The sequence below is a fragment of the Mesorhizobium sp. ES1-6 genome, assembly GCF_020164775.1.
In the GTDB taxonomy this organism is placed as follows: domain Bacteria; phylum Pseudomonadota; class Alphaproteobacteria; order Rhizobiales; family Rhizobiaceae; genus Mesorhizobium.
In genome coordinates this window covers 248,712-266,634 of sequence record NZ_JAIUGU010000003.1, presented here as the reverse complement: position 1 = coordinate 266,634, position 17,923 = coordinate 248,712, and the positions used below count along the sequence as shown (strand labels likewise).

Here is a 17,923-nt window from a genome sequence, read left to right as displayed (position 1 = left end):
GCGGTGGGCGGTGTGGATCGAAAGTCCCTTGATCCAGGCCTAAATTTAAAGCATATCCGCCCCGAACTTTATCCAGTTCCATTGGTCGAACAGCGCCCATCCGGGAAGTGCCCCGCGAGCCGATGCCCACCGCAACGGGGCCTCTTTCCATGATACCAGAACAGACTTTGCCGGAGCAGCGTTACGCGGCTTTCCGGCACAAGGCCTTCCTCAGCTACTGGACGGCGCGCTTTCTCACCACCTTCGCGACCATGATCGTTTCCGTCGCCGTCGGCTGGCAGGTCTATGACCTGACACGCGATCCGTTCGATCTCGGCATTGTCGGCATCGTCCAGTTCCTGCCGGCGCTGCTTCTGGTGCTGGTGACAGGTGTCGTCGCCGACCGCTTCGGTCGCCGGCTGATCATGACGCTGGCAACATTGGTCGAAGGCACCTGCGCGCTGGCTCTGCTTGTTCTGACCCTGCGCGGCCTTACCAGCCCGCTGCCGATCTTCGCCGTGCTGGTCATGTTCGGCATTGCCCGCGCCTTCTATGGCCCGGCCTCCTCCTCCCTGTTCGCCAATCTCGTGCCGCAGCGGGATTTCGCCAATGCCATCGCCTGGAACTCTTCCGCCTGGCAGACGGCAACGATTGTCGGTCCAGTCGCCGGCGGCTTGCTCTATGGCGTGTCGGCGGAAGTGGCCTATGCCACGGCGGCAGTCCTGATGCTCGCCGCCGCGGTGCTCATCTTCACCATTCCCAAGCCCGCGCAGCAGACCGCCACGGACAAGCCGACAATGGAAACGCTGTTTGCCGGCTTCCGCTACATCTGGAGCGAGAAGATCGTGCTCGGCGCCATCTCGCTCGACCTCTTCGCCGTGCTTCTGTCCGGCGCCTCGGCACTGCTGCCGGTCTATGCCCGCGATATCCTACAACTCGGCCCCTGGGGCCTCGGCCTGCTGCGCTCGGCACCGGGAATCGGCGCCATCTGCGTCGCGGTATGGCTTGCCGGCCATCCGATCCGCGATCATGCCGGCAAGATCATGCTGAGCTTCGTCGCGGCGTTCGGCGCCTGCACTGTGCTGTTCGGTCTGTCGACCCTTACCTGGCTGTCGATCGTGGCGCTTGCCCTGCTCGGCGCCACCGACATGTTCAGCGTCTACATCAGGGAAACGCTGATCCAGCTCTGGACGCCGGACGAGGTGCGCGGCCGCGTCAACGCCGTCAACCAGGTCTTCGTCGGCGCCTCCAACGAAGTCGGCGAATTCCGCGCCGGCACCATGGCGGCGCTGATCGGCACGGTTCCGGCGGTGGTCATAGGCGGCATCGGCGCCGTCGCGGTCGCCGGCCTGTGGGCCTATCTGTTCCCGGCGCTGCGGAAGGTGCAGCATCTCAACAGCCGAAACTGATTGACATCGCGCTTCGCCGCCGGCTGCCACGGTTGGGAATTGTTTGACATCTGCCTTTGCAAGTTCGAAGCAACGCTGTAGTCGCTTTGCAAAACCGGGGCGCACCGGCGCAGCCGCGACTCTGTGCCAAGCCGCCGCCCAACCAACCAAAGGACGATACAAGTGAGCGAACCGACCGTGGCCGAAGCGACTGAAAATATCTATGCGTCGCTCAGAGCGGACAATGCCGACATCGACGCCCATATCGCGGCGCTCAAGGCAGCGCTGACGCGCGAGGGGATAAAACAGGCGGTGTTCGATCCTGCCAAATTGGCGCAGAGCAACCGCTCGGGCCGCAAGTTGATGCAGGCCTATTTTCGCCAGCGCGGCGTGAGCGTGAGCTTTTCGGACTAATTTTCCCCCTGCGAAAGCCGAAAGAGCACTGGTTCGGCTTTAACGCGCCACCGGCCCGCCAAAAATCATCCGCAAGAACTCGTCCAGCCAGCGCTTGAGGTGCATGTCCCAGATCAGCCGGCCGCCGAGATGGTCGCGGCCGGGCTGGGCGCCGGGCAGTTCGAAGCGATGCGCGCCGCGCACCACCCAGCGCTGCATCATCACCCTGGTCAGTTCGCCATGGAACTGGATGCCCCAGGCATTGTCGCCATAGCGGAAGGCCTGGTTGGGATAGGTTTCGTTGGTGGCCAGCAGCGTCGCGTCGCCGGGCAGCGAAAAGCCTTCGCGGTGGAACTGGTAGACCATTTCGGGCCAGTGCATCAGTTTCCTGCCGGCCTCGGTCGCCTTGAGCGGATACCAGCCGATCTCGACCAGACCTTCGTCGTGCCCCTCGACCTTGCCGCCCAGATGATTGGCCAGCATCTGCGCGCCAAGACAGATGCCGAGCAGTGGCCGGTTTTCCCTGAGCGGGATTTGCAGCCAGTTGGTCTCGCGGCGAACGAACTCGTCCTCGTCATTGGCACTCATCGGGCCGCCGAACACCACCGCGCCGGCATGGCCATCCAGCGTTTCGGGCAAGGCATCGCCGAGCGGCGGGCGGCGGATATCGAGGTCGAAGCCTTCTTCCAGAAGCATGTGGCCAACGCGTCCGGAGCTCGAATTCTCCTGATGCAGCACGATCAGGATCTTTGGCTTCGACCTCGTCTGGCGTGGCATGAGACGGCGAAAATCCTATTCGTCCGAGGATGTTCCAGTGGCGCCCGGCGCATGTGCGGCCGCCTTGCGGCGCGCCTCCACCCGGTCATGACGCTCGACACCGATCAGCTCGGCGACACGCCACACCGTATTGTCCTCGAGTTCATGCAACTCGCCATCGGCGTAGACGATCTCCCACATCAGGCCGATGAAGGCCTTGCGCCCCTCGGCATCGAGATGCCGCTTGAGCACGCTGGTGAAGGCGTAGAGGTCAATCGCTTCGTTGTCGGCGCGTTCACCGGCGGCGGCGAGCGCTTCGAGTTCGGCACCGCTGATCGAATAGCTCTGCGCCAGCACTGCCTTGAAGCGTTCCCATTCGACATCCTGGCGTACGCCATCGGCATTCATCACATGGTAGAGCAGCGCCGAAGCCGCGACGCGCGGATCGTCCGTGCTGGTATGGCTGCCGGAGCCGGCCGGCAAATCCCTGAGAAACGACAGAACGCGCTCGAACATCAATTCATTCCCAAACGGCCCGATGCCAAGTCAATCACCCGAAGGCCCAAATCAAAACAGCCGGAACCGGCGCGGCGACTTCTCCGCCTCCTCGTCCGGATCGACGCCTGGATCGTCCGGCAGGCGCGCCAACTCTTCCGCCGGCTCGACGGCCTCGGCATCCTCCGGCACCGCCGCGAACGCCGCCGCCGTGACCGGCGTGACATGATCCTCCCGATTGTCGGCTTGCTTGCTCTCGCTTTCAACGTCGGCATGATCGATGACGTCGATCGGCTTTTCCGGCTTGGCCGGCGCTTCTATGGCCACCACCGAAGCATCCGGCGCATCGTCGCGGCTGTCGATCAACTGCCCGAGCCGTTCCATCGGCGCGCGCCACTCGAAGGCGTCGAGCCGGCCAGTGACCGGCGATACCGGCGCCCAGCGCTCCGAAACGACGCCGTCGGCGACCCAGGCCGGGTCGCGCGGCGCCCGCACCGCCTTGGAAAGCAACTGCCGCACCTTGCCCTGGTCGCCGGTCTCCGCCTCCTCGATGTCAGCGAGCAGCAGATAGGCGCCCTCGCGACGGTCCATGCGGATCGCGGCTTCGGCCTCGCGGCGGGCGGTCGACAAATCCTGCGCGTCGAGCGCGGCGCGCGCCACGGTCATCGACGATTCGGCGTGGTTCTTCTTCATCTCCTGCAGCTTCCTGGCCCGGTTGAGCCGGTCCAGCACCGCGTCGCCCGGGCGGGCGTGGGTATAGAGTTCCGCGATCTCCGGATGCGGCTCTGCTCTCCACGCCGTCTCCAGGATCTTGGAGCCCTTGCGCACGTCGTTCTGCTTGAACAGCGCGGCGGCGGCGGCAACGGCGGCTGGGGCGAAGTCGGGGGCGAGTCTGTTGGCCTCGATCGCCGCTGTCCGGGCGGCAGTGGGATCGCTGTCGGCGAGCGACTGTGCCTTGGCGGTCAACAGCACGGCGCGGCGGCGGTTGGCGGCGTCGCGTTCGATCTGCCGCGTCGACTTCTGCGCCTCGACCAGTTTCAGGGCGCCGTCCCAGTCGCCGCGCGCGGTCAGTTCCTCCAGCGTCGATTCGGCCGCCCACGCCAATTGCGGCGCCACCGCGGCGGCACGGCCGGCATAGTGCCGGGCGGCGTTGCGGTCGCCCAGGCGTTCAGCCTCGAGATAGAGCCCGCGCAGGCCAAGCAGCCGCATTTCGGGGTCGTCGAGCATGCTCTCGAATTTTTGCCGCGCGCCTTCGTGGTCGCCTTCAAGCAGCGATGCCTGCGCCTCGAGCAGGTGGATCAGCGGCTCCTGGTCGGAACGGATCAGCTTGGCCGCCTCCTTGGTCTTCTTGCGGGCCAGCGCCCCGTCGCCGGCGCCGGCGGCGATCATGCCGGTCGACAGCGCCTGGTAGCCACGGTCGCGGCGGCGCACGCGGAAATAGCGCGAGATGGTGTAGGGGCTGTTCCACAGCGACTTGATCAGCCACCAGACGATCATCACCGCGGCGACGATGGCGACGACGGCGACGGCGGCAACCATCAGGCTGACCTGATACTGATAGCCGTTGAAGGTGACGACCATGTCGCCCGGCCGGTCGGCCAGCCAGGCAAAGCCCAGTCCGAGCGCGAAGACAACGACGAGGAAGGCGAGCAGGCGGATCATCGTGTTGCCCTCATGCCTTCATCGCGCCGGAGATCAGCGCGTCGACCTGGGTTTCGACCTCGATGCGTGCCTTCAGTTTGCCGGCGAAGTCGGCACCCGCCGCCTTCGCGGCTTCCGGCAGCGTGTCATATTCACCGAGCGCCTTGGCATAGTCACCCTGGGTGACCGCGACCTCCATGCGCGCCACGGTTTCCGGCGCGCCTTTGCCTTCCACGGCCCCGATCGGCCGGACCTTGACCAGCGATTCGGCACTCGCCATCAGATTCTGCAAAAAGCCGGCATTCTGGTCGACCGGCGTGGCGGCGGCGACCATGGCGTTGGCGGCCGCATCCATCTGCGAGGCGATCTCGGTGCGGGTCGGCACGCCCTTTTCGGCATAGGGGCGCAAGGTCGCGAGCTCGGGTGCGTTGGGCGAAATCGCGGCCAGCGTATCGAGTTCGGCCGAAAACGGCGCACCACGGTCGAGCGCCGACTTTAGTGCGGAAGCCGCGATGGCGAGCGCGATCTTCGGCTGCGACGCCTGTGCATCGACCTTGCCGGAAAGCTGCGACAGCGACTGTTCGAGTGCCGAGAGACGGCCTTCCTGGTTCTTCGCCGCCTCCCCTGTCGATTTCACCAGCGCATCGAGGCCCGCCAGCTTTTCATTGAGCGGCCCGAGATCGACGGGAGCAGCACTGCCCGCCTTGCCGAGCGCCGCGACCGCGGTTTCTATCTGCTTGACCTTGTCGCCGAGAGCGGCGAGCCCGGCATTATCGCCGGCGCCGCCCTGTTCGACCGCCGATTTCAGCGCCGCGACGTCGCTCTTGACCTGATCGAGCGCCGACGACAGGCCGTCGACCTTGGCCGAAGCACCGCTGCCGCCGCCGGCTTCCCTCATGTCCGCGATTTCGCTCTTCAACGACGCAATCTCGCCATTGACGCCGTCGAGCGAGACACCAGCGCCGGAACCCGGCGCGCCGAGCAGGCCGGCGACTTGCAAGCCGCCCGCGCCGACCAGCGCGATGACACCACCGATGATGCCGGCGGCAATGCCGTTGAGGCCGCCACGCTTCGGCTGCCCTGCCATGGTTTCGCTCCTTGCGTCGGTTTTCCCCGTAGCCGCCTTGGTCTCTCCGGCCTTTGTGCTTGCGTCCTCGAAATTATAGTCGGAAGCCCTGGCACGGTCGGGCGGCGCGTCCGAACCGGGATAAGGCAACTCCGGCTCCTCGGATTTGCCTTGGGCATCCGCAGGCGCATCCGCACCGGCCTGCGATCCGGCGGCATCGGCATGCTCCCAGGGTTCGAGATCGGTCTGGTCGGCATGCACGGGCTCTTCCGGCGTCTCTGGCCGCGAAGCGTTCGCGGCCTCCTCGGCCTTCGCCTCGTCGGTCTGGGCGGCATCCTTGGCAGCATCCTCGTCGACGATGCGCGACACGGCGCCCGGCTCCAGATCGATGGTCACCGGCTCGCGGCGGCCTTTCGAGTGTCGCATCTTCGGCGTCTTGACCATGCATGGGCTCCGCAAAATTCGCTTCGTCTCAACGCCCGGCGGCGCGTGATGGTTCTAAAAGGGTCTAGCACATCACCAAGCGGTGAAAAGGGGCGGTGTGATGACGCGGTTCAGGGCCATGCCCGCAAAAGCCTCAGCAGCGCCTCCTCGTCGGGCCGTGCGGCAATGCGCATCGCTTTGCCGGCGCTGTCGCCGAGGGCGGCTGCTATGCGCGCTGAAAGGGCGAAAAACCGTGTTTTTTCAAAGATTTTTTGCAAGGCAGGCCGTTTGGCAAGGCTCTGCATCGCTGCCGCCGCCGTGGCCGAATAGAGCAGCACCGCATCGACCGGTTGGCCGTACAGCCGCGCGAAGATGGCCTCGTCCTGATAATCCACCGCCGCTGTGTCATAAGTCTCGATGGCCTCGACGCGGACTCCGGCCGCTTCCAGCCTCCGCTCGAACAGGGGAAAGCGCACGCGTCCGCAGAGATAGGCGATTGCCTCGCCGGGAAAAGCCGCGGCAAGGCCGTCGGCCAGCGACCCGGCATCGCCGGGACCGTCAATGACGGACGCGAAACCCGCCTCGCGCGCGGCCTCTGCGGTCCTGGCGCCCACGGCATGGCAAGGCAGCGCGGCAAGCGCCGCGACAATGCCCTTAGAGGCATGGCGCACGGCGTTGGCGCTAGTGATCGCGACCGCCGCGGCATCCCTGGGGATCAGTCCGGCATCGACCGGCAAAGCCACGGTTTCGGTCAAGGACAGGAGAAGCGGCTGAAAGCCCGCCTCCTGAAGCCGCCGCGCCGTGCGCGAGGCGCCCGGTTCCGGTCTTGTCACCAGGACGCGAAGCATTTCAGAGCCAGCCGTCGAAGAACTTCTCGCCGGCCTTGGCCCGCACCGTCCTTGCGGCCTCATCGCCGATGCGTGAAGCATCCTCGGCCGCCCCCAGCAACTCGACCGTATGCGACTGCGTGCCGTCGGGCGAGATGATCAGCCCGGCGAAAGACAGCTTTCCGGCTTCGATCGCCGCATAGCCGGCGATCGGCGTACGGCAGGAGCCGTCGAGCGCCGCCAGGAAGGCGCGCTCGCAGGCAAGCGCCTGTCCCGTCGGCACGTCGTGGATCGCCACCAGCATCCTTTCGACATCGCGGTCGCCAATACGCGTCTCGATGCCGATCGCGCCTTGTCCGGGCGCCGGCGGAAAAATGTCAAGCGGCATCAGGTCGGTGGCGACATGCTCCAGACCCAGCCGTTTCAGCCCGGCATAGGCGAGGATGGTGCCGGCGGCGACGTCTTCGTCGAGCTTGCGCAGCCGCGTCTGCACATTGCCGCGGAACATCACCACGTCCAGATCCGGCCGCATGCGGCGGATCAGCGCCTGGCGCCTGAGCGACGAGGAGCCGACTTTAGCGCCCTGTGGCAGCCCGGCGATGGTCTTTGCCGCCTTGCCGACAAAGGCGTCGCGCGCGTCCTCGCGCGGCAGGAAGGCGGAGAGTTCCAGGCCGTCGGGCAATTGTGTCGGCATGTCCTTGGATGAATGCACGGCGAGGTCGATCGCGCCGGCGAGCAGCGCTTCCTCGATCTCCTTGGTGAACAGGCCCTTGCCGCCAGCTTCCGACAGCGGCCGGTCCTGGATGCGGTCGCCGCTGGTCGAGATGACGACGACCTCGAAGGCCTGCGCCGGCAGGCCGTGCGCGGCCATCAGCCGCGCCTGCGTTTCATGCGCCTGCGCCAGTGCCAGCGGGCTGCCGCGTGTTCCTATTTTCAAGATTGTTTGCATGGCGCGCGGTCCGTGATAACCCCCGGCTGGCTTTGCGTTTCCGGGCACTCTCCTAAACAGGAACGCCCGGCTACACAATCTCTGGAGACAGCGACGAATTGATCCGCGTTCTGGGCATTGAGACGAGTTGCGACGAGACCGCCGCCAGCGTCGTGGCGCTGGAGGGCGATGCCGCGCCGAAAATCCTGTCCAACATCGTGCTCTCCCAGATCGAGGAACATGCCGCTTTCGGCGGTGTCGTGCCCGAGATCGCCGCGCGCGCCCATGTCGAGGCGCTGGACGGCATCGTCGAGGCAGCACTCGCCGATTCGGGCGTGGCGCTGGCCGATATCGATGCGATCGCGGCGACCGCCGGGCCAGGCCTCGTCGGCGGGCTGATCGTCGGCCTGATGACGGCCAAGGCAATCGCGGCCGCGACGAACAAGCCACTGATCGCCGTCAACCATCTCGAAGGCCATGCCCTGACCGCGCGGCTGACCGACGGGCTCGAATTCCCCTATCTCTTGCTGCTGGTCTCCGGCGGCCACACGCAGATCCTCGCCGTGCGCGGCGTCGGCGATTACCAGCGCTGGGCCACCACCATCGACGACGCGCTCGGCGAAGCCTTCGACAAGACCGCCAAGATGCTCGGCCTGCCTTATCCCGGCGGTCCCAATGTCGAGAAGGCGGCGCTGTCGGGCGACCCCTCGCGCTTTGCCTTCCCCCGGCCGATGAAGGGTTCGGCGCAGCCAGACTTTTCCTTTTCCGGCCTGAAGACGGCCGTGCGCCAGGCCGCGACGGCGATCGAGCCCTTGAGCGACCAGGACGTTGCCGACATCTGCGCCTCGTTCCAGGCGGCGGTCGCCGATGCGCTCGCCGACCGCGTTTCTCGCACCCTGGCTCGATTTGCCGAGACATTTCCTGGCACGAAAAAGTCCGCACTGGTTGTCGCCGGCGGCGTCGCCGCCAACCGCACCATCAAGGCGACCCTGGAGCGGCTTTGCACTGACGCCGGCTTCACCTTCGTCGCGCCACCGTTGAAGCTGTGCACCGACAATGCCGCGATGATTGCCTGGGCCGGCATCGAGCGGCTGCGCGAAGGCATGGCGCAGGAGAACGGCTTCGATTTCGTGCCGCGCTCGCGCTGGCCGCTCGACAGCATCTCGACGCCAATGATCGGCTCGGGCCGGCGCGGAGCCAAGGCATGACCGATCGAGCCGTGAAGAGCGCGGGCACGGACAGTCCCGGCAGGAGCGGCTGGCATGTCGCCGTGCTCGGCGGCGGCGCCTGGGGCACGGCGCTTGCGCTCGCCATGCTGCGCGCCGGCCATGCCGTGCGGCTGTTCGCGCGTGACCCTGCAACCGTGGCCGCGATCGCTCGCGGCGAGAACCCGCGCTATCTGCCCGGCATCGCCATCGCCCCCGGCATCGAGGCGACCAGCGACATCGAGGCGGCGCTCGCCGGGGCCGATTGCGTGCTGGCGGTGACGCCGGCGCAGGCGTTGCGGGCGACACTGGCGGCCGCCCGAGATCATATGCCGCCTGGCATTCCGCTCGTGCTTTGCGCCAAGGGCATCGAGCGCGACACCGGCGCCTTGCTGTCGGCGATCGCCGCGGAAATCCTGCCGCGAAACGCGGTCGCCGCCCTGTCGGGGCCGAGCTTCGCCAGCGATGTCGCTCGAGGCCTGCCGACGGCGGTGGTGGTCGCCGCCGGCGACGAGACCCTGGCCGCCGACCTTGCTGCCCGTTTTTCAGCGGAAAACCTGCGCTGCTATTCCAGCGACGACCTGATCGGCGTCGAAATCGGCGGCGCCTTGAAGAACGTCTTCGCCATCGCCGCCGGCGCTGTCACCGGCGCCGGGCTCGGCGCCAGCGCCCAGGCCGCCATGGTGACGCGCGGCTTCGTCGAACTGCGCCGCATCGGCGCCGCCTTCGACGCCAGGCCCGAGACCCTGATGGGGCTTTCCGGCCTTGGCGACCTGTTGCTGACCTGCTCGTCGGCGCAATCGCGCAATTTCGCCTACGGGCTGGCGCTCGGGCAAGGCAAGGCGCTTGCCGGACTGCCGCTGGCCGAGGGCGTGCCGACGGCGGCCATCGCCGCCCGCATCGCCGCCGAGCGCAACATCGACACGCCCATCATAGCCGCCGTGGCGGCCATACTGGATGGCACCATCACCATCGGCCAGGCCGTGACGGCGCTGATGACCCGGCCGCTGAAGACCGAGACCAACGATTGATCCCCACCCTCTGATCCAACGTCAGGAGAAAGACATGCTGTTTGCACTGATTTGCAAGGACAAGCCCGCAAGCCTGCAGGTGCGCCTCGACACGCGGCCCGAGCATGTTGCCTTTCTCGAGGGGCTGAACGGCGACAAGAAACTGGCCTTTGCCGGTCCGTTCCTCGATGCCGACGGCAAGCCCAATGGCAGTCTCGTGGTCGTGGAGGCGCCCGATCTGGCGGGTGCGCAGGCCTTATCGGCAGCGGACCCCTATGCCAAGGCCGGGCTGTTCGAAAGCGTCGAAATCCGCCAGTGGAACTGGACGTTCAACAAGCCTGCGGCTAGTTAAATCAGGTCGCCCGCGACCGGGCCGCTAGGAGGAGAAAAAATGAACTACTGGCTGTTCAAATCGGAGCCATTCAAGTTCTCCTTCGAGATGCTGAAAGCCAAGGGCAAGGCCGGCACGCAGTGGGACGGCGTGCGCAATTACGCCGCCCGCAACAACATGAAGGCCATGCAGGTCGGCGATCTCGGCTTCTTCTATCATTCCAATGAAGGGCTCAACATCGTCGGCATCGCCGAGGTCTGCGGGCTGGCCCATCCCGACACGACGTCGGACGACCCGCGCTGGGAGTGCGTTGATATTCGGGCCTTCAAGGACGTGCCAAATCCGCCGACACTGGGAGACGTCAAGGCCAATCCGAAGCTTGCGGAAATGGCGCTGGTGCGGCTCGGACGGCTTTCCGTGCAGCCGGTGACGCCGGCCGAATGGAAGGAAGTCTGCCGCATGGGCGGCTTGACGCCGGCGCCGTGACGGCGCTCACCCCCGACAGCGCCAGGCAGTTCATTCTCGACAACACGGCGCTGATGGCGCCGCCGCATGTGCCCGGGATTCTTCTGCATCTCGCCGACGAAGCGCACGATCTCTGGCAACGGACCGAGGACGAACTGGTCGAAATCGGCCTGCCGCCACCCTTCTGGGCCTTCGCCTGGGCCGGCGGCCAGGGTCTCGCCCGCCATGTCATCGATAATCCCTATATGGTGCGGGGCAAGCGCGTGCTCGATTTCGCCTCGGGCTCCGGCCTGGTCGCCATCGCTGCCGCCAAGGCCGGTGCCGCGCAGGTGACGGCGGCCGACATCGACCCGTTCTGCGCCACCGCGATTCGCCTCAATAGCGAGGCCAACGGTGTTCCGATCGAATTCCTCGGCACGGACTGTATCGGCAGCGACGCCGGCTGGGACGTGATCCTGGCCGGTGACGTCTTCTATGACAAACCCTTCGCCGACCGGCTGATGCCGTGGTTTTCGGTGCTCAAACGGCGTGGCGCCGAGATCCTGATCGGCGATCCCGGCCGGTCCTACCTGCCGCGATCGGGGCTGGAGCCGCTTGGCGTCTATCAGGTGCCGGTGACACGGGCTCTAGAGGATGCCGAAGTCAAGCGCACGACCGTATGGCGCCTGCTTGACGCCATCGCCGAACAAGCGTTTCCATAAACCGAACAGGAGGGGGGACTCATGGATTTTTCCGCGGTGAACTGGATAGCGGTGATTGCTGCCGCCGTCGTCGCATGGCTGTTCGGTGCCGCCTGGTACATGGCGTTGAGCAAGCCCTGGCTGAAGGCCGCCAAGCTCAATCCGGCGATGATGAAGAAGTCGCCGCTGCCCTTCGTCATCTCCTTCATCGCCGAGCTGCTCATGGCCACCATCATGGCGCTGGTCGTCGGCGCGATGACGGGTGGTGAACCGACCTGGCTCGCCGGGCTGATCTTCGGTTTCGTGCTCTGGCTGGGCTTTGTCGCCACCACGCTGTCCGTCAACCACCGCTACGAGAATTTCGGCTGGGACCTGACCCTGATCGATGGCGGCCATTGGCTGGGCGTATTGCTGATCATCGGCGCGGTGATCGGCTGGTTCGGCGCCGCGGCAAGCTGAACGATGGTGATTTGATGCTGGCGGAAAGTTTCGGATTTCCTCGCGACCTGGTTTTCACCCGTATCTGCCACGTCAAGCACGGCTACGAGGACAGGCGCCGCCACATCGTCAAGGAGTTCGAGCGGCGCGGTGTGCCGGTCTATTTCTACACCGACTGGGACCGGCCCGACATCACGCCGGAGATACGCGACGAATTGATCGCGCCCGGCTTTACCCATCCGGCGGCGGTCTCGCTAGCGCTCAAGCATCTTGGCATCTGGCGAGATTTCCTCGAGACCGACCAGCCCTATTGCCTGGTGTTCGAGGACGACGTGTTCCTGGCCCGCGACTTTGTCGCCAAGTTCCGGCAGGGGCTCTCCGAACTCGGCGATCCCAACCGCAAGGCCGTCATCTATCTCGGCAATGGCAGCAACTATTACACCCCGAGCTGGAAGCTGCGGAAGGGTCAAAGGCTCTATCCGGCGCTGCATGCAAGATGCGCCGATTCCTACCTGATTACGCGCCCCGTCGCCGAGGCCCGCTGCGCCTGGATCGAGCAAAACAAAATATCCACGGCGATCGATCACCAGATCGAGCAGATGGACGAAAAGCTCGGGGTTGAAATGCTCTGGTTCGAGCGGCCGATCGCCGAACAAGGCAGCGAGAACGGTGCCTTCCACACCTCCGTCGCCGGCAAGAAGCAGCCGCTGCTCTACAAAAGCCTGAAATGGAAGTGGAAGAAGTACACGAGGATGGTCTTCGGCCACAACGCCCGGTCCTGAATCGGCGTTGCCGGTCGCGGCGACCTACAGCTTGTCCGCTGTCCGCGTCCTGGCAACTTCCTCCAGTATCCACTCGCGGAAGGCAACGATGCGGGGATCGTCGGCCGTGGCCTGGGGATAGACCAGGAAATAGGCGAATTCCGGCGCAACCCTGATGCTGAGTTCGAAGGGCCGCACCAGCCGCCCCTCTGACAGGTCGTTCGCCACCATGGCGAAATCAGCGAGCGCCACTGCATTGCCGTCGAGCGCCGCCTGGACAGCATCCGTCGACGTGCCGAAGACGACTGTGCGGCTGTCGTCGAAATCGTCCACGCCGGCCGCCGCCATCCACATGCGCCAGTTCGGCCATGTCACGCCCTGGCGCGCCCATTCGATATGGGCAAGCGTGTGGTTGAACAGGTCGCGCGGTTCCCGCAGGGGCGGCCCGGAGTTCAACAGGCTTGGGCTGCACACCGGAATGATGATGTTGTCGAACAGGCGGTGCGCGCAAAGGCCCGGATATTTGCCGGCGCCGAAGCGGATCCCGACATCGACGTCGTCGAGATCGAAATCGCGCAAGCCATAGGCGATGTCGAACCTCAGCTCGATGCCTGGGTGCTGTTTGCGGAAATTCTCGACGCGCCGCATCAGCCATTTCGCCGCGAATTGCGCGTCCAGCGTCACTTTCAGGAATTCGGTGCCGCGCGCCAGCTTGCGCGCCCGCATGACGGCCCGGCCAAGCAGGTCGAGCGTGTCGGTCGCCGCCTCGTACAGCACCGTGCCCGCCTCCGTCAGCCGGATGGTGCGGCTGGTGCGGGTGAACAGCACGAAGCCGAGCTGATCCTCGATTTCCTTGATCTGGTGGCTGACCGCGGCCGGGGTCAGCCCAAGCTCGTCGGCGGCGCGGGTGAAATTGAGGTGCCTGGCCGCCGCCTCCAGCGTCCTCAGCGCCCGCGTTCCCGGCAGAAGCGCCGCCATCAACGCGTAACCCGACCACAGCGGCTCATGGAGCCTCGATCCTCAAATAAAACTTGACGGTGAGAAAAGAACTACTCGTTTCCCGGCTGTTTTTCAATCGGGCATGATCGAAACATCAAAACACCATCAAACCGGATTTGATGTCCGGAGAGTACGGATACGATCATGTCTCACATTGCTCTTCACCCAGCATACATCGCTCGGCCCTCCTGGCTGTCGGCGGTCCGTGACTGGCTGCGTCAGGCCAGGGTCGCGGTCAACCTGCCACACCAGAATGTCGAGGACCTGTCCGATCGCCAGCTGCGCGACATCGGCGCCGCCCGCAAGGACATCGCGAAGGCCATGGACCGTGAACTCGGCCGGATCGGGTTGCTGGATCTCGGTTGGCAGCAGCCAAGGAGGTAAGGCAGTAGGGGAGTAGGTTAAGGGAAAGCGGCCCGGATACACCCACCCTATTCCCCTATTCCCCTATTCCCCTCACCTCACCACCCTCACCACCGTCCTGTCCGACAGCAGCGGCAGGAGCCGCGCCATCGTACGCGCGGTCACCGCCACGCAACCTTCCGTCGGCGTGAAGCCGGGACGCGCCAGGTGGAAGAAGATCGCGCTGCCGCGCGCGCGTCGGCGCGGCGCGATATTCCAGTCGAGCACCAGGCAGGCGTCATAGAGCCGGTCGTCGCGCCGCATGCGTTCGTGGCTGGCGCCGTAGGGTATCCTGACCGGCCTGTTGTAGTTGCGGTCGTCAGGCACTTCGCACCAGCCGAGATCCGGCCCGATCGGCGCCATCGCCAAGCGTGTTTTGCGGCCTGTGGCAAACTGATCTCCCCGGAAATAGCCTGCCAGAATGCGCATCGAAGCGAGCGGCGTGGCGCCGTCGCCCTCGCGCTTGCCGGCCGAGATCCCGCCGCGCCCCAGCGCGCACGAAAACACCGTTTTGCCGGCCTGCAGCAGGCCCTGGCTCGGGTGGCCGGGCCTCGCCCGCACGGTCAGCACGCGCAACCCTTTTGGCAAAATTGCGCCGGCTGCATTGCGATCGCGTTTTTTCTTGTATGATCGTGCCACGGAACAAATCACTGTGATCGGCTATTGTGCTGGCCAGCTTCCGCATAAATACGCAGCGGTCAACTGAATTCACTTTTCAAAACAACGGATTGATCCATGACCTCACGTACCATCCTGATCGTCGATGACGATGACGACCTGCGCGGCACGCTCGTCGAGCAGCTGTCCCTCTACGAGGAATTCGACGTGCTGCAGGAAGCCACTGCGGCAAAAGGCGTCACCGCCGCGCGTGGCGGCCTCATCGACCTGCTCATCATGGATGTCGGCTTGCCCGACATGGATGGCCGGGAAGCGGTGAAAATCCTGCGCAAGGGCGGCTACAAGGCTCCCATCATCATGCTGACCGGCCACGACACCGATTCGGACACGATTCTGGGTCTCGAGGCTGGCGCCAACGACTATGTGACCAAGCCGTTCCGCTTCGCGGTGCTGCTTGCCCGCATCCGCGCCCAGTTGCGCCAGCATGAGCAGAGCGAGGACGCGACCTTCTCGGTCGGCCCCTACACCTTCAAACCCAGCCAGAAGCTGCTCATCGACCCGCGCGGCGGCAAGGTGCGGCTGACGGAGAAGGAAGCCTCGATCATCAAATATCTCTACCGTGCCGACCAGAAGGTGGTGACGCGCGACGTGCTGCTGGAGGAGGTCTGGGGCTACAATTCCGGCGTCACCACGCACACGCTGGAAACCCATGTCTACCGTCTGCGGCAGAAGATCGAGCGCGATCCTTCCAATGCGGAAATTCTTGTGACAGAAAGCGGCGGCTACAAGCTGGTTCCTTAAACATTTCATTATCCAATGAGCGGTCTGGGCGGGGCCGCTTCGGGTGCGATCCTGTTGGAGGGTATTCAGGATCGACTCGTGAAGGAGGGATTGGACTGACCGTTCGGGGACGCAGCTAGAGATGGCGTTGGATGACGACATCCGTATCCTGTCCGCCGTGAGGCTTTTCGAGGGCTTCACGCAGGAACAGTTGCGCCTGCTCGCCTTCGGTGCCGAGACCACTTTCGTGCAGGCGGGCCACAAGCTTTATCGCGAGGACGACGTGGCCGACTCGGCCTATGTCGTGGTCAGCGGGCGTATCGTGCTCTATCGCGAGCAGAATGGGGAGCGCCTCCCGATTGGCAAAGCCGGCCCCGGCACGATGCTCAGCGAGCTGGCGCTGATCGCCGACACCAATCGGCTGACCAGCGCTTCGGCCGAAATCGATTCGGAAGTGATAAGGCTGAGCCGCAAAATGTTCCGGCGCATCCTGGAGGAGTATCCCGATGTCGCGGTGAAGCTCCACCAGCGCATCTCCGAGGAATTCCACGACATGATCCGCCGCATCGAGGAACTGGCCCCCCGCTTTTCGGGGTGAATTCTGAATCGTCGGTCGCAGCCTATCCTTCGACATCAGCCGAAGCCGCCATCCACCCTTGGGCTAATCCAGATCAAACCTGGCGATGACCGGCACATGGTCCGACGGCCGGTCCCAGCCGCGCGCCGCCCTCAGGATCTCGTAGCCGGTAAAATCGGGCACCAGGTTCGGCGACGACCAGACATGGTCGAGCCGCCGGCCACGATTGGACGCCTCCCAATCCTGCGCCCGATAACTCCACCAGGTGTAGAGCTTCTGCTCCGGTGGCACGTTGTGCCGCATCAGGTCGACCCAACCGCCGGCCTGGCGCATCGCCTCGAAGTTTTCGGTCTCGGCCGGCGTGTGGCTGACCACGTTGAGCAATTGCTTGTGCGACCAGACATCATGCTCCAGCGGCGCGATGTTGAGGTCACCGACCAGCACCGAGGCCGACATCTCGCCGTGCTCGGCCCGGATGGCGTTCATCTCGGCGACGAAATCGAGTTTGTGCCTGAACTTCCTGTTGATCTCGGGATTCGGCTCGTCGCCGCCAGCGGGCACGTAGAAATTGTGCAGCAGGATTGCCTTGCCGCCGGCGCGCACCGTCACCGACAGGTGCCGGCTGTCCTCGATGTCGCAGAAGCGGCGCCTTTCGACCACCTCGATCGGCCGCCGCGCCACCGTCGCCACGCCGTGATAGCCCTTCTGGCCATGGAAGGCGATGTAGGGATAGCCGACCTTGCGAAAGGCTTTTTCGGGGAACAGTTCGTCCGGGACCTTGGTTTCCTGCAGGCAAAGCACATCGGGCGCATATTCATCGAGCAGGCGTTCGATGATCGGCATGCGCAGGCGCACGGAGTTGATGTTCCAGGTCGCTATCGAAAAGGGCATGCGGCAAGGTCCGGCGAGAGATCGCCGAACTACTGCCAGCCACACGCCGGAAAGACAAGCGAGGCGGCGAAAGCCTACCTGGTTTTCGTATTCAACTCGCGGTTGGCCGTATAGTCGATGGCAAAAGTGTCGGCCGCGAAGCTGACACCTTCCTTGGTGTTGAAGATCATCACCGTGGTGTCCTTGCCCTGCGCGTCGGTGATCGTCCACTGGCGCAGATCATAGGTTTTCGGGTCGAACATCATGGTGATCATCGCATTGCCGAACACCGACTTGTCGGACAGCTTGATGGTGGTGAGGTCGTCCTCTTCCTTGACGGACTTGACGCGGTTGCCCGAGAGGTCGATGCGATCGTCGAGCAGCAGCTTCAGCGGCGTCTTCGCCAGCGGATAAAGGTCCGACGTGTTCAGTTTCTTGTTGAGGATGACCACCGATTTGCCGTCGGAAATCACCCGGAAATTCGACGACCCGTCGTAGTTGAAGCGAATCTTGCCCGGCCGTTCCAGGAAGAATTTGCCGCCGGTCTGCTCGCCCTTGGGGCCGAACTGGACGAATTCGCCGCTCATCGATTTGACCGAGGAGAAATGGTCGGCGATCTTCTGCGCCGCCGCCGGCACCGCCGCCTGTGCCGAGGCCAGCAGCTCGAAACCGGGCACCACGTTGAGCGCGGCGGCACCCGCGAGTACAAGGCCGAGGCCAAGCAGTTGGCGGCGTGTCGGGGCAAGATCGCTGAGCGCTGAAAGATCGTTTTTCATATCGGTCACTCTTGTCTGATTCCTGATTTGGTCGCTGTCGTGAACCCCCAGTTGGGCTGAAGTTTGGCGAGGCGATCGCTGCTCAGTCGCTTGAACGCGCCAGAAGGTTCAAAGT

At 64.8% G+C, this 17,923-nt stretch carries 22 protein-coding genes; 12 read left to right on the top strand and 10 right to left on the bottom strand.

Annotated features, from left to right (window positions below; genetic code table 11):
* Positions 1-149 precede the first annotated feature (149 nt).
* Positions 150-1,388 carry an MFS transporter gene (locus LB564_RS10100; RefSeq protein WP_224537221.1) on the top strand — a complete coding sequence of 413 codons (1,239 nt, stop codon included), beginning with the start codon at positions 150-152 and terminating at the stop codon, positions 1,386-1,388.
* Positions 1,389-1,550: 162 nt separating this feature from the next.
* Positions 1,551-1,781, top strand: a complete 231-nt coding sequence (locus LB564_RS10095; protein WP_224537219.1) for a hypothetical protein — start codon at positions 1,551-1,553, stop codon at positions 1,779-1,781.
* 39 nt (positions 1,782-1,820) lie between these two features.
* Here LB564_RS10095 and LB564_RS10090 read toward each other — a convergent pair whose 3' ends face one another.
* The 6 genes from LB564_RS10090 to hemC form a co-directional block, all read right to left on the bottom strand.
* A complete protein-coding gene (locus LB564_RS10090; RefSeq protein WP_140702756.1) occupies positions 1,821-2,537 on the bottom strand; it encodes a glutamine amidotransferase in 717 nt (238 codons plus the stop codon).
* A 15-nt stretch (positions 2,538-2,552) separates the two neighbouring features.
* Entirely contained in the window at positions 2,553-3,032 is a 480-nt protein-coding gene (locus tag LB564_RS10085; RefSeq protein ID WP_140702758.1) for a TerB family tellurite resistance protein, read from the bottom strand.
* Positions 3,033-3,083: 51 nt separating this feature from the next.
* Entirely contained in the window at positions 3,084-4,673 is a 1,590-nt protein-coding gene (locus LB564_RS10080) for a heme biosynthesis protein HemY (RefSeq protein WP_140702760.1), read from the bottom strand.
* Between the two features lie 10 nt (positions 4,674-4,683).
* Entirely contained in the window at positions 4,684-6,162 is a 1,479-nt protein-coding gene (locus LB564_RS10075) for a COG4223 family protein (RefSeq protein WP_224537215.1), read from the bottom strand.
* A gap of 110 nt (positions 6,163-6,272) precedes the next feature.
* Complete coding sequence (locus tag LB564_RS10070) at positions 6,273-6,989, bottom strand: uroporphyrinogen-III synthase (protein WP_224537213.1); 717 nt, start codon at positions 6,987-6,989, stop codon at positions 6,273-6,275.
* Position 6,990: 1 nt separating this feature from the next.
* The gene (gene hemC, locus LB564_RS10065) at positions 6,991-7,917 is read right to left on the bottom strand and encodes a hydroxymethylbilane synthase (protein WP_224537211.1); all 927 of its coding nucleotides are present in this window, start codon (positions 7,915-7,917) and stop codon (positions 6,991-6,993) included.
* A 101-nt stretch (positions 7,918-8,018) separates the two neighbouring features.
* Here hemC and tsaD point away from each other — a divergent pair, with 101 nt between their 5' ends.
* The 7 genes from tsaD to LB564_RS10030 are packed head-to-tail and all read left to right on the top strand — an operon-like array spanning position 8,019 to position 12,807.
* Positions 8,019-9,104, top strand: coding sequence for a tRNA (adenosine(37)-N6)-threonylcarbamoyltransferase complex transferase subunit TsaD (gene tsaD, locus LB564_RS10060; RefSeq protein WP_224537804.1), 1,086 nt, complete (start codon positions 8,019-8,021; stop codon positions 9,102-9,104).
* Positions 9,101-10,132, top strand: a complete 1,032-nt coding sequence (locus tag LB564_RS10055; protein ID WP_224537208.1) for an NAD(P)H-dependent glycerol-3-phosphate dehydrogenase — start codon at positions 9,101-9,103, stop codon at positions 10,130-10,132. The genes tsaD and LB564_RS10055 overlap by 4 nt, the downstream gene beginning before the upstream one ends.
* 34 nt (positions 10,133-10,166) lie before the next feature.
* Complete coding sequence (locus tag LB564_RS10050; RefSeq protein ID WP_224537206.1) at positions 10,167-10,463, top strand: YciI-like protein; 297 nt, start codon at positions 10,167-10,169, stop codon at positions 10,461-10,463.
* A gap of 39 nt (positions 10,464-10,502) precedes the next feature.
* Entirely contained in the window at positions 10,503-10,928 is a 426-nt protein-coding gene (locus LB564_RS10045) for an EVE domain-containing protein (protein ID WP_224537203.1), read from the top strand.
* Positions 10,883-11,608, top strand: coding sequence for a class I SAM-dependent methyltransferase (locus LB564_RS10040; protein WP_224537200.1), 726 nt, complete (start codon positions 10,883-10,885; stop codon positions 11,606-11,608). Before LB564_RS10045 ends, LB564_RS10040 begins: the two co-directional genes overlap by 46 nt.
* Before the next feature lie 21 nt (positions 11,609-11,629).
* Positions 11,630-12,046 (top strand): DUF1761 domain-containing protein, encoded by a 417-nt coding sequence (locus LB564_RS10035; protein WP_224537198.1) that lies wholly within the window; start codon positions 11,630-11,632, stop codon positions 12,044-12,046.
* A gap of 14 nt (positions 12,047-12,060) precedes the next feature.
* Complete coding sequence (locus LB564_RS10030; RefSeq protein WP_224537196.1) at positions 12,061-12,807, top strand: glycosyltransferase family 25 protein; 747 nt, start codon at positions 12,061-12,063, stop codon at positions 12,805-12,807.
* A 24-nt stretch (positions 12,808-12,831) separates the two neighbouring features.
* On the opposite strand, the gene gcvA is transcribed toward LB564_RS10030, so the two are convergent.
* Positions 12,832-13,764: a transcriptional regulator GcvA gene (gene gcvA, locus LB564_RS10025; RefSeq protein WP_224537194.1), complete on the bottom strand. Its 933-nt coding sequence runs from the start codon at positions 13,762-13,764 to the stop codon at positions 12,832-12,834.
* Between the two features lie 165 nt (positions 13,765-13,929).
* On the opposite strand from gcvA, the gene LB564_RS10020 reads away from it, so the two are divergent.
* A complete protein-coding gene (locus LB564_RS10020; RefSeq protein ID WP_224537192.1) occupies positions 13,930-14,169 on the top strand; it encodes a hypothetical protein in 240 nt (79 codons plus the stop codon).
* Between the two features lie 72 nt (positions 14,170-14,241).
* Here the strand turns inward: LB564_RS10020 and LB564_RS10015 are convergent, their stop codons facing one another.
* Positions 14,242-14,778: a L,D-transpeptidase gene (locus LB564_RS10015; protein ID WP_181173862.1), complete on the bottom strand. Its 537-nt coding sequence runs from the start codon at positions 14,776-14,778 to the stop codon at positions 14,242-14,244.
* A 144-nt stretch (positions 14,779-14,922) separates the two neighbouring features.
* Here LB564_RS10015 and LB564_RS10010 point away from each other — a divergent pair, with 144 nt between their 5' ends.
* Entirely contained in the window at positions 14,923-15,606 is a 684-nt protein-coding gene (locus LB564_RS10010; protein WP_140710149.1) for a response regulator transcription factor, read from the top strand.
* Between the two features lie 121 nt (positions 15,607-15,727).
* Complete coding sequence (locus LB564_RS10005; RefSeq protein WP_224537191.1) at positions 15,728-16,183, top strand: Crp/Fnr family transcriptional regulator; 456 nt, start codon at positions 15,728-15,730, stop codon at positions 16,181-16,183.
* A gap of 63 nt (positions 16,184-16,246) precedes the next feature.
* Here the strand turns inward: LB564_RS10005 and LB564_RS10000 are convergent, their stop codons facing one another.
* A complete protein-coding gene (locus LB564_RS10000; RefSeq protein ID WP_224537189.1) occupies positions 16,247-17,053 on the bottom strand; it encodes an exodeoxyribonuclease III in 807 nt (268 codons plus the stop codon).
* Positions 17,054-17,127: 74 nt separating this feature from the next.
* Positions 17,128-17,808: an outer-membrane lipoprotein carrier protein LolA gene (locus LB564_RS09995; RefSeq protein ID WP_224537802.1), complete on the bottom strand. Its 681-nt coding sequence runs from the start codon at positions 17,806-17,808 to the stop codon at positions 17,128-17,130.
* Positions 17,809-17,923: the final 115 nt, after the last annotated feature.

Coding starts and splice junctions, on each gene's coding strand:
- LB564_RS10055 (WP_224537208.1), top strand. CDS start 9,101: ATGACCGATCGAGCCGTGAAGAGCGCGGGCACGGACAGTCCCGGCAGG.
- LB564_RS10100 (WP_224537221.1), top strand. CDS start 150: ATGATACCAGAACAGACTTTGCCGGAGCAGCGTTACGCGGCTTTCCGG.
- LB564_RS10050 (WP_224537206.1), top strand. CDS start 10,167: ATGCTGTTTGCACTGATTTGCAAGGACAAGCCCGCAAGCCTGCAGGTG.
- LB564_RS10090 (WP_140702756.1), bottom strand. CDS start 2,537: ATGCCACGCCAGACGAGGTCGAAGCCAAAGATCCTGATCGTGCTGCAT.
- LB564_RS10020 (WP_224537192.1), top strand. CDS start 13,930: ATGTCTCACATTGCTCTTCACCCAGCATACATCGCTCGGCCCTCCTGG.
- LB564_RS10035 (WP_224537198.1), top strand. CDS start 11,630: ATGGATTTTTCCGCGGTGAACTGGATAGCGGTGATTGCTGCCGCCGTC.
- LB564_RS10045 (WP_224537203.1), top strand. CDS start 10,503: ATGAACTACTGGCTGTTCAAATCGGAGCCATTCAAGTTCTCCTTCGAG.
- gcvA (WP_224537194.1), bottom strand. CDS start 13,764: ATGGCGGCGCTTCTGCCGGGAACGCGGGCGCTGAGGACGCTGGAGGCG.
- LB564_RS10005 (WP_224537191.1), top strand. CDS start 15,728: ATGGCGTTGGATGACGACATCCGTATCCTGTCCGCCGTGAGGCTTTTC.
- LB564_RS10030 (WP_224537196.1), top strand. CDS start 12,061: ATGCTGGCGGAAAGTTTCGGATTTCCTCGCGACCTGGTTTTCACCCGT.
- LB564_RS09995 (WP_224537802.1), bottom strand. CDS start 17,808: ATGAAAAACGATCTTTCAGCGCTCAGCGATCTTGCCCCGACACGCCGC.
- LB564_RS10000 (WP_224537189.1), bottom strand. CDS start 17,053: ATGCCCTTTTCGATAGCGACCTGGAACATCAACTCCGTGCGCCTGCGC.
- LB564_RS10040 (WP_224537200.1), top strand. CDS start 10,883: ATGGAAGGAAGTCTGCCGCATGGGCGGCTTGACGCCGGCGCCGTGACG.
- LB564_RS10075 (WP_224537215.1), bottom strand. CDS start 6,162: ATGGTCAAGACGCCGAAGATGCGACACTCGAAAGGCCGCCGCGAGCCG.
- LB564_RS10070 (WP_224537213.1), bottom strand. CDS start 6,989: ATGCTTCGCGTCCTGGTGACAAGACCGGAACCGGGCGCCTCGCGCACG.
- LB564_RS10080 (WP_140702760.1), bottom strand. CDS start 4,673: ATGATCCGCCTGCTCGCCTTCCTCGTCGTTGTCTTCGCGCTCGGACTG.
- LB564_RS10085 (WP_140702758.1), bottom strand. CDS start 3,032: ATGTTCGAGCGCGTTCTGTCGTTTCTCAGGGATTTGCCGGCCGGCTCC.
- hemC (WP_224537211.1), bottom strand. CDS start 7,917: ATGCAAACAATCTTGAAAATAGGAACACGCGGCAGCCCGCTGGCACTG.
- LB564_RS10010 (WP_140710149.1), top strand. CDS start 14,923: ATGACCTCACGTACCATCCTGATCGTCGATGACGATGACGACCTGCGC.